The sequence below is a fragment of the Amycolatopsis sp. NPDC051071 genome, assembly GCF_040682875.1.
GTDB lineage: Bacteria > Actinomycetota > Actinomycetes > Mycobacteriales > Pseudonocardiaceae > Amycolatopsis.
In genome coordinates this window covers 18,625-31,577 of the sequence record NZ_JBFBBY010000094.1, presented here as the reverse complement: position 1 = coordinate 31,577, position 12,953 = coordinate 18,625, and the positions used below count along the sequence as shown (strand labels likewise).

Genomic DNA, 12,953 nt, shown 5'->3' with positions numbered 1-12,953 from the left:
ATGGTTTTTCTCACGTGTGATCTCCCGATGTGGCGGCTGGGGGCAGCGGCGCCCGGGGAGTGCGTGGGGTCGCCCCGCAGCCGCCCTGGGTCACGCGCGTGACCGAAGCTCTGCCTTGAGGTCGTGAGGTCTGCTTCGCGAGCTTCAAGGCAGGGGCTTCGCGGCGCGAGTCCGGGGCGGCCGACGAAGCCAGGCCGCCCCGCACACACGAAAACGCCCGCCGCGGCAAACCCGCGACGGGCGTTTCCGAAAACCACCGAGACCTACTCCGCCTCGGCTTCACCGTTCTCTTCGCTGGGGCCTGCGCCGATGCTGACCGGCGGGGCGTCCGGGACCGACGAGGGGCGGGTTTCGCCGCGGAAGACGAAGTGCGCCTTGTCGTCCTTCTCGCCCTCTTCGTCGTTCCAGCCTTCGACGTCGACCAGGATGATCTGACCGGCCTGGATCTCGCCGAACAGGATCTTCTCCGACAGCTGGTCCTCGATCTCACGCTGGATCGTGCGACGCAGTGGCCGCGCGCCCAGCACCGGGTCGAAGCCGCGCTTCGCGAGCAGCGCCTTGGCCTTGGGTGTGAGCTCAAGCTCCATGTCCTTGGCCTTGAGCTGCTTCTCGACCCGGGCGGCCATCAGATCGACCATCTGGATGATCTGGTCCTTGGTCAGCTGATGGAAGACGATGATGTCGTCGATCCGGTTCAGGAACTCAGGCCGGAAATGCTTCTTCATTTCCTCGTTGACCTTTTGCTTCATCTTCTCGTACCGGTTGGCGGTGTCACCGCTTTGGGAGAACCCGAGCGAGACGGACTTGGAGATGTCCGAGGTACCCAGGTTCGAGGTGAAGATGAGCACGGTGTTCTTGAAGTCGACCGTACGACCCTGGCCGTCGGTGAGACGGCCGTCTTCGAGGACCTGCAGGAGCGTGTTGTAAATCTCCTGGTGGGCCTTCTCGATCTCGTCGAACAGCACCACCGAGAACGGCTTGCGCCGCACCTTCTCGGTCAGCTGGCCGCCCTCTTCGTAGCCGACGTAGCCCGGAGGGGCACCGAAGAGCCGCGAAGCGGTGTAGCGGTCGTGGAACTCACCCATGTCGATCTGGATGAGCGCGTCGTCCTCGCCGAACAGGAACGCCGCCAGCGCCTTGGACAGCTCGGTCTTACCGACACCGGACGGACCGGCGAAGATGAACGAGCCGGAGGGGCGCTTCGGGTCCTTCAGACCGGCGCGGGTACGGCGGATCGCCTGGGAGACGGCCTTGACCGCGTCCTCCTGGCCGATGATCCGCTTGTGCAGCTCGTCTTCCATCCGGAGCAGACGCGTGGTCTCCTCCTCGGTGAGCTTGAACACCGGGATGCCGGTCCAGTTGGCGAGGACCTCGGCGATCTGCTCCTCGTCGACCTCGGCGACGACGTCGAGGTCGCCGTCCTTCCACTGCTTCTCCCGCTCACCCTTCTGGCCGAGGAGGGTCTTCTCCTCGTCACGGAGGCGGGCGGCGCGCTCGAAGTCCTGCGCGTCTATCGCGGACTCCTTGTCCCGGCGCACGTCGGCGATCTTCTCGTCGAACTCGCGCAGGTCCGGCGGCGCGGTCATGCGGCGGATACGCATCCGGGCGCCGGCCTCGTCGATCAGGTCGATCGCCTTGTCCGGCAGGAAGCGGTCGTTGATGTAGCGGTCGGCCAGGGTCGCCGCCTGCACCAGCGCGCCGTCGGTGATCGAGACACGGTGGTGTGCCTCGTACCGGTCGCGCAGGCCCTTGAGGATCTCGATCGTGTGCTCGAGCGACGGCTCGCCGACCTGGATCGGCTGGAAGCGGCGCTCCAGCGCGGCGTCCTTCTCGATGTACTTGCGGTACTCCTCGAGCGTGGTCGCGCCGATCGTCTGCAGCTCACCACGGGCCAGCATCGGCTTCAGGATCGACGCGGCGTCGATCGCGCCCTCGGCGGCACCCGCGCCGACGAGCGTGTGCAGCTCGTCGATGAACAGGATGATGTCGCCGCGGGTCTTGATCTCCTTGAGCACCTTCTTGAGGCGCTCTTCGAAGTCACCGCGGTACCGGGAACCGGCGACAAGGGAGCCGAGGTCGAGGGTGTAGAGCTGCTTGTCCTTCAGCGTCTCCGGGACCTCGCCCTTGACGATGTTCTGCGCGAGCCCCTCGACGACTGCGGTCTTGCCGACGCCGGGCTCACCGATCAGGACCGGGTTGTTCTTGGTGCGCCGCGACAGCACCTGCATGACCCGCTCGATTTCCTTGCCACGGCCGATGACCGGGTCGAGCTTGCCTTCGCGGGCCTGCACGGTCAGGTTGCGGCCGAACTGGTCGAGCACCAGCGACGACGACGGGGTGCCTTCACCGCGTCCGGAGCCGGTTTCGGTCGACTCCTTGCCACCCTGGTAGCCCGAGAGCAGCTGCAGCACCTGCTGGCGCACCCGGTTGAGGTCCGCGCCGAGCTTGACGAGCACCTGTGCGGCGACGCCTTCTCCTTCGCGGATCAGCCCGAGCAGGATGTGCTCGGTGCCGATGTAGTTGTGGCCGAGCTGCAGCGCTTCGCGCAGCGACAGCTCCAGCACCTTCTTGGCCCGCGGGGTGAAGGGGATGTGCCCGCTCGGGGCCTGCTGCCCCTGGCCGATGATCTCCTCGACCTGCTGGCGGACGCCCTCCAACGCGATGCCCAACGATTCCAGCGCCTTGGCGGCGACACCTTCACCCTCGTGGATCAGACCCAGGAGGATGTGCTCGGTGCCGATGTAGTTGTGGTTGAGCATCCTGGCCTCTTCTTGGGCCAGGACGACCACCCGCCTCGCGCGGTCGGTGAACCTCTCAAACATGTGCACTCCCTCGACTGCTGCGACGGCGGCCCGTTTCCATCTCGGCATCACCGCGATGGATTCAGCACCGTGAGACCACTCTAGTAGCCAAGCGGTCGCGCTGGCGTACCACTACGGCTGTTTGCGGCCCGTTCGCACCCCGACCGTTCTCCGGCCGTGCGCTCTTTCATCTTCCGGTTGCCCTGCACCTTTACGTCTTACCCAACGTACGAACACGCACTCGGATTCCGCCGGAGGTGCCTTGTCCGCTGAGCGCGAACACGTCGGCCGGCAAGAGACTGCCCAGTGGTTGGACACCCGTCCGGAGTAGTCACGGATCGTATGTAAGGTTAGGCGTACCTAATGATGGGAGGACCGGCATGCGGCTTCAGCGGTCCTCTCACGCCGTCGCGTCGCCCGGCGACGACCTCCAGGCCTCACTCGCGAGGATCCCCGGAGGCGCCGGTCTCCGCGACGCCGTACCGGACGGCGAACCGGACTGGGTCCGCTGCGGCGACCTGCTGGACGATCCGGTCCGCCTCGTGCGCTGGCGTGCCCGGCTCGGCGACTGGCTGGCAGACCGGTATCCGGACGCGGCCACCGTCCCCGAGCGCACCCCGGCGGATTCCACTGCCTGCCGACCGACCCGGGTTCGGGGCTTCCGGAGGCCGTGGTCGTCCCGGACGAGCGAACGCTGGCGGCGATCCTCCGGGGCGCACGCGAACCGCTTCATCGACGCCTACGCGCCACTGACGAGGCTCGGACGGCGGCAGCTGTGGGCCGCCGCCACCGACGCGCTCGACAACGCGCTGTGGTCGGCGGGACGGCTCGGCAGCTCCCCGGAGGCCGAGGGGGCCGGGGTCGCGGACGCCGCACTGGTCCTCGAATCACGGTTCCCGCCGCTGACGTCGGCGTCGAAGCTGCGACTGGCCCCTGGCCCCGATGGGCACCGCGAGTGGACGAGAAACCGCGAAAGCTGCTGTTACTCCTATCTACTGCCCGCGGAATCGGAATGCGACGGGTGTCCGCGAATCCGTTAAGGAGTCCAGCCGGGATTCCGACCCGAAACGCCTAGTGCGCGTTCGAAGGTCGTTGCGCCTTCCGCAACAGCCACTTCTTCGCCGTAGACCTTCATCGAACGCGCCTGTTCTCCCATCGCCGCGGCGGACGTGTGGACGGCTTCGGCCGCTTCGGGCGTCACGGCGAGGGAACGACCGGTCGCCATGGCCAGATCCCAGCCGTGGAAGACGAACTCGCCGAGGACCATGTCCCCGACGATCGCGGCCGGCAACTTCGCGGTGCCGAGCGCCGTCATCCCCTGCCACGCCTCGGGCTTCCCGAAGATGTCAACGAGCCGCGCTGTCTGCTTCTCCAGTACGGCGGGCCAATCGGCCCCGACGAGCCCTGCCTCCGCCTCGCCGGAGGGCACCTCGGGCGGAGCCGCCTTGCGGCCGGCGGCTTCGAGCCACGGACCCCAATAGAGAAGGTGGTTCAGCAACGCACGGACGTCGTACTCGGCGCACGGGGTGCGGGCGGTGAGCCCGGTTTCGCCGATCCCGCGCAGGATTGCGGCGAATTCCGCGGCGGCGGGGGCGATCAGGGCAGCGTGTTCGGGCATGGGGGCATCAGTTCACGGGAACGGCGGCGCTGTCTTGAAGAAACGCGACAGGGATACGTTGAGCGGGTGAGCGGGCACCGGATCCCGGCGGGGATCGTCAACGCGCGGCAGGCGAGAGCGGCGTTCAGCCTCGTCCGGCACCGGCCGGCACCGGAACTACAGCCGTTCGTCGACCACCACTGGGTGCTGCGCTGGGAGCTTGGCGACCGTCCACCCCATGAACAGGTGGTACTGCCCAATCTTGCGGTCAACGTCACGTTCTTTCGCGACGCGACCGGGGCGTTCGGGCCGGGGAAACGGCCTTTTCGCTACGTCGTCGAGGGTGCGGACCACGGTATCGGCGTGCGATTCCGGCCCGGGGCTTTCCGGGCATTCATGACCGGTCCGGTCACGATGATCTCCGGCCGTTCCCTTCCACTCACCGATCTCTTCACCGGCGCCGTACCAGTGACGGAATCGGTACGCAATGCGACGAACGACTTCGAAATGGTCCGCCGGTGCGAGGAACTGCTCCTCGCGAAACACCCCGTGCTCACCGCCGCGGCCAGGACGGCCATCGAAGCGGTGGAAACAATCGCGGCCGAACCGGCCATTACCAGGGTCGCCGGGCTGTCAAGCCGAACGGGCTTGTCTCAGCGAAGCCTGCAACGCCTGTTCGCCGAACATGTCGGCACCGCCCCCAAATGGGCGATTCAGGTATACCGGTTGAACGAAGCGGCGGCACGGATCGCAGCCGTCGAAGAGCCGGACTACGCGGAACTGGCAGCCGAGCTGGGCTATAGCGACCAAGCACACTTCATCCGGGATTTCCGCTCCGTGACCGGATGGGTGCCGACGGAGTACACCCGGTTGAACCGTGTACAAGAACAAGAAAGCCGCCGGGAATAGTTTCCCGGCGGCTCGAGGTCGTTCCGACCTTCAGTTCTTCTTGTGGTAGGCCTCCACGACCTCGGACGGGATACGTCCACGGTCGGAAACCTGGAAGCCGTTCTTGCGTGCCCAGGCGCGAATGGCCTGGTTCTGCTCGCGGTCCACGGTCGCGGGGCGGGCAGCGGCCTTCACGCCGGCGACCGGACGAATGGCGGTGCGCTTACGGCCACCCGCGCGACGGGCGTGCTCCACATACTGCGCGAGCGCGTCGCGAAGCTCTTCCGCGTTTTCCGCGGAAAGGTCGATCTGGTAGCTCACACCGTCCAAACCGAACTCAACGGTCTCTTCCGCCTCGCTGCCGTCGAGGTCGTCAACGAGCGAGACGAGCACCTTCTGTGCCATCTGTTTCCTCCTGCTGGGGGCTTACACGAATGATCTGGTACGGGGCATGCCCCGACAGAAGACTTTGTCTAGCGACATTAATACCCGCTACCGAGACATAACGCAAATCTCGTTTAGGAGAACGATCGAGGTATCTCCTCACGCGGAGGTTATTCCGGGCGGACGAGCGGGAACAGGATGGTCTCCCGGATACCAAGGCCGGTCAGCGCCATCAGCAACCGGTCGATCCCCATTCCCACACCGCCGCTCGGCGGCATTCCGTACTCCAGCGCACGGAGGAAATCCTCATCCAGGTTCATGGCCTCACTATCGCCCTGCGCACCCAGCCTGGCCTGTTCCACCAGACGCTGGCGTTCTACCACGGGATCGACGAGCTCCGAGTATCCGGTGGCAAGTTCGAATCCGCGTACGTACAGATCCCACTTCTCGGCCACCCCCGGCTTGCTGCGATGTTGCCTGGTCAGCGGGGATGTCTCGACCGGAAAATCACGGACAAAAGTAGGTTCGTGGAGATGATCGCCGACGAGGTGTTCCCAAAGTTCCTCGACAAGTTTGCCGTGCCCTAACTTTGGGTCGAGCTCCAGCTCTCGCGCCTTGGCATAGGAACGCAGCTTGTCCGCCGATGTCTCGGGAGTGACCTCTTCAGACAAGGCGTCGGACAACGACTCGTACATTCCGAGTGTGGTCCACTCGCCGGACAGGTCGTACTCCGAACCGTCGACGAGTGTGACCACCTGAGTGCCGAGAACGTTCTGCGCGGCTTCCTGGATGAGCTGGCGCGTCATCACCGCATTGGAGTCATAGGTCGCATACGCTTCGTAGTACTCCAGCATGGCGAACTCTGGCGAGTGGGACGAGTCGCTGCCCTCGTTCCGGAAGTTCCGGTTGATCTCGAAGACCTTCTCGATACCGCCGACCACGCAGCGCTTGAGGTACAGCTCGGGTGCGATCCTCAAGTAGAGATCGAGGTCGAAGGCATTCGAATGCGTGACGAATGGCCGCGCCGCCGCACCCCCGTGCAGCGTCTGCAGCATCGGCGTCTCGACCTCGAGGAATCCGCGACCGTGAAACGAGTCACGCAGGGAACGCAGCACACCGGCGCGAGTACGGACCACGTCCCGGGCCTTGGGACGCACGATCAGATCGACATAACGCTGCCGGATCCGCGTTTCCTCGGCCAGGTCTTTGTGCGCCACGGGCAACGGGCGCAATGCTTTCGACGTGATCCGCCAGGAGTCGGCCATCACGGAAAGCTCACCGCGCTTCGAGGTGATGACCTCGCCCTCGACGAATACGTGATCGCCGAGATCGACATCGGACTTCCACGCCACGAGCGCGCCTTCGCCGACCTTCGCGAGGCTGATCATCGCCTGCAACTCGGTCCCGTCGCCTTCACGGAGACTCGCGAAACACAGTTTGCCGGTATTGCGCATGAACATGACCCGGCCGGTGATACCCACGGTCTCACCGGTGGCCGTGTCCACCGGAAGGCCGGAATGCTTCGCCCGCACTTCGGCCAGCGAGTGCGTCCTGGGTACCTCGACCGGATACGGATCGATACCCTCCGCGATTATCCGGTCGCGCTTGTCCCGGCGCACCCGCATCTGTTCCGGCAGGTCTTCGTCGGGGCTCACGCCCTCGGATGCGGGGATTTCAGTCATGGCGCACAGCGTACGAACCCGCCGCTTCCCTACGCCAACCGGATTACCTTTTCCGGATCCGGGACGGGTGGTTTTCTCTCCATTAACCTCGGGTCGTGTGAACTCATCCACTCCCGGCGTCGAAGCCGAACTGCACGCACGGCGCGCCGCCTCGTTCGGCGCGAAGGCCTCTGCCTATGCCACACACCGGCCGGACTATCCCGAAAAGGCGCTGGCCTGGGGGCTGGCGGGCGCCGGAAGCACCCCGGAACACGTCCTCGACCTCGGCGCGGGGACCGGCAAGCTCACCGGAGGACTACTCGCCCTCGGCCTCGCGGTCACCGCGGTCGAACCGGACGCGAAGATGCTCGAAGTGCTCACCAAGGCATTCCCGGCGGCGACCCCGCTCATCGGGACGGCCGAAAACATCCCCTTGCCGGACGAATCCGTGGACGCGGTGGTCGTGGGCCAGGCCTTCCATTGGTTCGCCCTCGACCGGGCCTACCCGGAGATGGCCAGGGTGCTGAAACCGGGCGGAGTCGTTGCCGCGCTGTGGAACCACGACGACGAGTCCGTCGGCTGGCTGGCGGAATTCAACGCGCTGATCAAGACCTCGGCGAGCAGGCGCTGGCTGAGTGACTACGAATCGCTGCCGGAACACGAGGCCTTCGAGCCGTTCGAGAAGAAGACTTTCGGTCACAAACAACCCAGGACGGCGGAAACCCTGGTGGAGACTCTCGCCACCCATTCGCACATGGTGGTGGTTCCGGCGGAGGAACGCGAAGCCAAGCTTCGCACGGCACGGGAATTCCTCGCCCGGAACCCGGAAACCGCGTCCGGGGAATTCGACCTGCCGCTCACCACCACCGTCTTCCGTGCGGGTAAACGATGACCGGCTGGAAGGCGGCGTTCACCCCGAACCGGCCACCCGCCGCTGACCCTCCCCCGACTCGCGTGCTCAAACCCGTCACTCACGTGCCTGAACCCGTAACTCGCGTGCCTGAACCCGTAACTCGAGAGATCCGCCTCCAAGCACGCGTGTTACGCCTTCAAGCACGCGAGTTACGCCTCCAAGCACGCGAGTTACGCCTTCAAGCACGCGAGTTCGGCGTTTGGTCACGGCCGGGCGGAGGGGTGGTTGCGTTCGTAGACCAGGCGCAGGCCCAGCAGCGTCAGGTCCGGCACGTGCTCGGTAATCGTCTCCGACTCCTCCAGCACCAACGGCGCCAGCCCGCCGGTCGCGATCACCGCGACCGGCGCCGCCCCGGCAGGCGAAAGCTCGCGTTTGATCCGCTTCACCAGGCCGTCGACCTGGCCGGCGAACCCGTAGAGGATCCCTGACTGCAGGCATTCCACGGTGTTCTTCCCGATCACCGACCGCGGCGGCACCAGTTCCACCTTGCGCAGCGCCGCGGCACGCGCGGCGAGCGCGTCGACCGAGATCTCGATGCCGGGTGCGAACGCGCCGCCGAGGAACTCGCCCTTGGCGGAAATGGCGTCCACATTCGTCGAAGTCCCGAAATCCACCACCACGCAAGCGGTGGTGGGGTGCAGATGGTGCGCGGCAAGGGTGTTCACCAGCCTGTCCGCGCCCACCTCCTTGGGGTTGTCGACCAGGAGCGGCACCCCCGTGCGCACCCCCGGCTCGATGACGATCTTCGGCAATCCGCCGTAATACCGCGAAAGCATGACCCGCAGCTCCCGCAGTACGGCGGGAACCGTGGACAACGCGCTGATCCCGGTGACCGCGTCCGCGTGCGCGCCGAGGAGCCCGCGCACGGTGAGCGCGAGTTCGTCGGCGGTGATCCGCGCGTCGGTGCGCATGCGCCAGTCACCGACCAGCTTCGAGGCACTCTTTCCCACCGCGGAGCCATCACCAGAGCCCTGCCCGGCGTAGAGGCCGAGCACGATATTGGTGTTGCCGACGTCGACCGTGAGCAGCAAGCGGGTCTCAGCTTTCGGCGTGCAGCAGCGCGTCGAGACGACGGGCGTCGGCGGTTTCGGCGACCGGGAAGGTCATCGTGTCGTCGTCGGCCAGCGTCACGGTGCCGCTCAGCAGTCCGGATCCCTCCGGCGCGTGCCCGGGGTTGGCGCCCTTTTCGACGATCCGGTTGTCCGCGTCGACGAAGATGACCCGCGGCCGGAACGTGGCCGCCTCGGCGTTCTCCATCTGCGCGTACGAAATCAGGATCACCAGATCCCCGGGGTGCACCAGATGCGCCGCGGCACCGTTGATACCGAGCACCCCGCTGCCGCGTTCGCCCGCGATCACGTAGGTCTCGAGCCGCGCGCCATTGGTGACGTCCACAATGGACACCTGTTCGCCCGGCAGCAGATCCGCCGCGTCCATCAGGTCTTCGTCGACGGTCACCGATCCGACGTAGTGGAGATCGGCCTGGGTGACCGTCGCCCTATGGACTTTCGATTTCAGCATGGTTCGGTACATCGTGGACTCTCCCTATTCCCCTGCGTCCAGCGCGTGTTCCGGATGGTCCGCGGCGACACCGAGCACCACACCGACGTTGTCGATCAGCCGGGTATTCCCCACCCTGGCCGCGATCAGCAACCGCGCTTCACCGTCGACGGGCGCGGGCCCGAGGTCGGTTCCCCTCAATTCCAGATAATCGATCTCGACCGCTGGTCGCGCGGCGAGGGTCTGCCTGGCGGTCGCCAGCACGGCGTCCGCGCCGTCGCGGCCGACGAAAGCACCCGCGGTGAGTGCCGCCGACAACACGATCGCGTCCTCACGCTGTTCAGGAGTCAGGTAGACGTTGCGCGAGGACAACGCCAGCCCGTCGCGTTCCCTGACCGTCGGCACCCCGATGACCCGGGTGTCGAAGTTCAAGTCACGCACCATTTTCTTGATCAGCACCAGCTGCTGGTAGTCCTTCTCCCCGAAGAAGGCATAGTCCGGCCGCACGATGTTGAACAGTTTCGCCACCACGGTCAGCACGCCGGCGAAATGCCCCGGCCGTACCACGCCCTCCAGCTCGTCGCCGAGCTCGCCGGGGTGCACCGTGACGCCTGTGCCGTCGGGGTACAGATCCGACGCCTTGGGCAGGAAGCCCAGTTCGACGCCGTCCTCCTTCAGCACCGCGAGGTCGGCCTCCAGCGGACGCGGATACGCCTCGAAGTCCTCGCCCTCCCCGAACTGCAGGGGGTTCACGAAGATCGACGTCGCGACCACCGTGTTCGGCAGCCGCTTCGCCCGGCGGATCAGTTCGCGGTGGCCCGCGTGCAGCGCACCCATGGTGGGCACCAGCGCGACCTTGCGGCCAACCCCGTGCAGGGCACGCGTCACCTGGCTCACCTGCTCCGGCGGCTGGAAGGTGTGCAGCGTGCCTCGGGCGAATTTGGGTGTGGTCACTGGTTTTGCTGCCCTTCGGCGGGATCTGCGGGTTCACGGAGAAGTTCGGTGAGTTCGGCGGCCGCCGAGTCGTCCAGCAGCCCGGCGGCGGTGCCGCGCGCCACCGTGCGCTTGGCCAGCGCGCGATAACTCGGAGCGACGTCGGGAGCACGTTCGGCCAGCACCGCGAGATGCTTACGCACGGTGCCGAGATCACCACGGGCCACCGGCCCGGTCAGTGCCCGGTCCCCGTGTCGCAGAACATTATCCAACGCCGCCGACAACAACGGAGCCACCAGGCGTTCGGGCTGCACGATTCCCGCTTCCCGCAACAATTCCGCGCAGTCGGCGACCAGTGTCATCAGGTGATTCGCGCCATGCGCCAACGCCGCGTGATAGAGCGCTCGCGCTTCGTCAGGGACCCGGACGGGCTCCGCGCCCATCTCCACGGTCAGTGCCTCGCCGACGTTCCAGGCCGCTTCGTCACCCGCTGTGGCCGTGACGCCGACACTGCAGGTGGCCAGCCGGTCGAGGTCCTCGGCGCGGCCGGTGAAGGTCATCACGGGGTGCAGGGCCAGCGGCAGCGCACCGGCCTCGGCCGCGGGTGCCAGGACGTCGATGCTGTGCGCCCCCGAGGTGTGCACGACGATCTGCCCCGGTCGCAGGGAGCCTGTCGCGACGAAGCCGCGCACCATCCCGGCGAGTGCGTCGTCGGGCAGGGCCAGCAGGACGAGATCGGCGCGGCGGGCGACCTCGTCGGGTGGCAGGAGTGGCACGTCGGGGAGCAGTTGCTCCGCCCGGCGTACCGAAGCGTTGGAAAGGCCGGAAGCCCCGACGACGGTGTGCCCGGCCCTCGCCAACGCGGCACCGACGACACTGCCGACCCGGCCCGCGGAGACGACCCCCACGGCCAGGCGAGCCGGCCTCATCATGGCGTGCGCCAAGGGACGCTCATGGTCGAAACTCCTCAACTCGTTCCAGTCCCGCTCGGTGGTCGCGGGTACCAGACGACGGCGCGAGGGTAACCCTCCGGCACGCGTCTGAACCGACCCCCGTGACCAGCTTCACCTGACCGAGGTCACCCGCGCGGTGCACTGTCCGCCAGCCGCACGGCCTCGGCACGTGACGTCTTCAGCACCCGCAGCAGTTCACGCTGCCGCTGTTTCCCCTCGTCGGAGAGCTTGCGACCGCGGCGCAGGAACGCCAGCTCGGTCACGCTGGCCTGGTAGCGGCCGACGGCTTTCGCCGCGTCGCGCCCCGACTGCTTCTTCGCCTGTTTCCGCCACGACCGCCGCCCGGACAAGCTGGCCAGCAACGGTACTTCGGACGGGGCGATCCAGCGTGCGTCCACCATCATCGGCAACGCGGCCGCGACGATCCGCTGCTCGCGGCGCCGCTGCATGATCACCACCGAGAAGACTCCGATGAACAGCGGCACCATGATCAGGAAATAGACGTTCAGGAAGGTTTTGGCGCCGCCGAGCAACGCGGCGCCGTTCCACAACGCGTGCAGCAGCACCGCGACGAGGTAGCCGCCGATCGGCGCCAGTATCCGGAGCGAGCGGACCTTGCTGCTCGCGGCGACGCCGAGCCCGATCCCGGTCATCACCGCGAACAGCGGATGCGTGAACGGCGAGAGCACCCCGCGCAGGAAGAACGCGGCGAGCACGCCGGCGCTCGTGCCGTCGCCGAAACCGTTCTCGGCGAACGCGCGGCCGAAGTAATAAATGTTCTCGGTGAAGGCGAATCCGGCGGCGGTGAACCCGGCGTAGACGATGCCGTCCACGACGCCGTCGAACTCGATCGGGCGACGCCACCACAGCAACAGGATGAAGGCCGCCTTCGCGGCTTCTTCGACCAGCGGCGCGGAGACCAGGCCACTGATCTTGCCGCCGCCTCCGCTGCCGAGCAGCAGGTCACCGACGGCCTCGGCGCCACTGTTGAGCAGCAGCGCGATGATCGTCGCGACGCACGCGCCCCAGACGAACGCGAGCAGCAGCAGCTTCGGCGGTTCCGGTTCCCAGCGGTCGACCCAGAGGAACGCGGTGACCACCACGGCGACCGGGACCAGCGCCGCGAGCACACCGATCGTCACCGCGGGCAGGCCGACCTTCTCGGTCACCGTGCCGAAGACGAACAGCCCACACAACGCGACGGCGATCAGCCCGAGCACCGGCAGCAGCACGGTGATCGACCGGGACCGGCGGGCCCGGTCGAGGCCGGGGTCCGGGGAGGAAGGCTCGCTCACAGCGGGTCACCCTACCGTCGGTATGGAC

Annotated in this window: 11 protein-coding genes and 1 pseudogene; 3 read left to right on the top strand and 9 right to left on the bottom strand. The window is 66.8% G+C overall.

The features are described from left to right. Positions 1-263: 263 nt before the first annotated feature. The gene (locus AB0M65_RS26640; protein WP_364032930.1) at positions 264-2,822 is read right to left on the bottom strand and encodes an ATP-dependent Clp protease ATP-binding subunit; all 2,559 of its coding nucleotides are present in this window, start codon (positions 2,820-2,822) and stop codon (positions 264-266) included. A 359-nt stretch (positions 2,823-3,181) separates the two neighbouring features. On the opposite strand from AB0M65_RS26640, the pseudogene AB0M65_RS26635 reads away from it, so the two are divergent. Further along, positions 3,182-3,841 (top strand): annotated as a pseudogene (locus AB0M65_RS26635) ((2Fe-2S)-binding protein). On the opposite strand, the gene AB0M65_RS26630 reads toward AB0M65_RS26635, so the two are convergent. Beyond that, a complete protein-coding gene (locus tag AB0M65_RS26630; protein WP_364032927.1) occupies positions 3,838-4,419 on the bottom strand; it encodes a TIGR03086 family metal-binding protein in 582 nt (193 codons plus the stop codon). The pseudogene AB0M65_RS26635 and the gene AB0M65_RS26630 overlap by 4 nt on opposite strands. A gap of 66 nt (positions 4,420-4,485) precedes the next feature. Between AB0M65_RS26630 and AB0M65_RS26625 the strand changes: the two genes are divergently transcribed. Then, positions 4,486-5,307: an AraC family transcriptional regulator gene (locus AB0M65_RS26625; RefSeq protein WP_364032924.1), complete on the top strand. Its 822-nt coding sequence runs from the start codon at positions 4,486-4,488 to the stop codon at positions 5,305-5,307. 30 nt (positions 5,308-5,337) lie between these two features. Here the strand turns inward: AB0M65_RS26625 and AB0M65_RS26620 are convergent, their stop codons facing one another. Continuing rightward, positions 5,338-5,691 carry an Lsr2 family protein gene (locus AB0M65_RS26620; RefSeq protein WP_037318336.1) on the bottom strand — a complete coding sequence of 118 codons (354 nt, stop codon included), beginning with the start codon at positions 5,689-5,691 and terminating at the stop codon, positions 5,338-5,340. Between the two features lie 149 nt (positions 5,692-5,840). Beyond that, positions 5,841-7,352, bottom strand: coding sequence for a lysine--tRNA ligase (gene lysS / locus AB0M65_RS26615; RefSeq protein ID WP_364032936.1), 1,512 nt, complete (start codon positions 7,350-7,352; stop codon positions 5,841-5,843). A 97-nt stretch (positions 7,353-7,449) separates the two neighbouring features. On the opposite strand from lysS, the gene AB0M65_RS26610 reads away from it, so the two are divergent. Further along, positions 7,450-8,223, top strand: coding sequence for a class I SAM-dependent methyltransferase (locus AB0M65_RS26610; RefSeq protein WP_364032920.1), 774 nt, complete (start codon positions 7,450-7,452; stop codon positions 8,221-8,223). A gap of 224 nt (positions 8,224-8,447) precedes the next feature. Here AB0M65_RS26610 and AB0M65_RS26605 read toward each other — a convergent pair whose 3' ends face one another. The 5 genes from AB0M65_RS26605 to AB0M65_RS26585 all read right to left on the bottom strand — a co-directional run bounded on the left by AB0M65_RS26605 (position 8,448) and on the right by AB0M65_RS26585 (position 12,925). Further along, positions 8,448-9,275 carry a type III pantothenate kinase gene (locus AB0M65_RS26605; RefSeq protein WP_364032917.1) on the bottom strand — a complete coding sequence of 276 codons (828 nt, stop codon included), beginning with the start codon at positions 9,273-9,275 and terminating at the stop codon, positions 8,448-8,450. Between the two features lie 7 nt (positions 9,276-9,282). Beyond that, positions 9,283-9,777: an aspartate 1-decarboxylase gene (gene panD, locus AB0M65_RS26600; protein WP_364032914.1), complete on the bottom strand. Its 495-nt coding sequence runs from the start codon at positions 9,775-9,777 to the stop codon at positions 9,283-9,285. A gap of 12 nt (positions 9,778-9,789) precedes the next feature. Next, positions 9,790-10,698, bottom strand: a complete 909-nt coding sequence (gene panC / locus AB0M65_RS26595; protein ID WP_364032911.1) for a pantoate--beta-alanine ligase — start codon at positions 10,696-10,698, stop codon at positions 9,790-9,792. Continuing rightward, positions 10,695-11,609 carry a DUF2520 domain-containing protein gene (locus AB0M65_RS26590; RefSeq protein ID WP_364032908.1) on the bottom strand — a complete coding sequence of 305 codons (915 nt, stop codon included), beginning with the start codon at positions 11,607-11,609 and terminating at the stop codon, positions 10,695-10,697. Before AB0M65_RS26590 ends, panC begins: the two co-directional genes overlap by 4 nt. A gap of 146 nt (positions 11,610-11,755) precedes the next feature. Beyond that, entirely contained in the window at positions 11,756-12,925 is a 1,170-nt protein-coding gene (locus AB0M65_RS26585) for a PrsW family intramembrane metalloprotease (RefSeq protein ID WP_364032905.1), read from the bottom strand. Positions 12,926-12,953 lie beyond the last annotated feature (28 nt).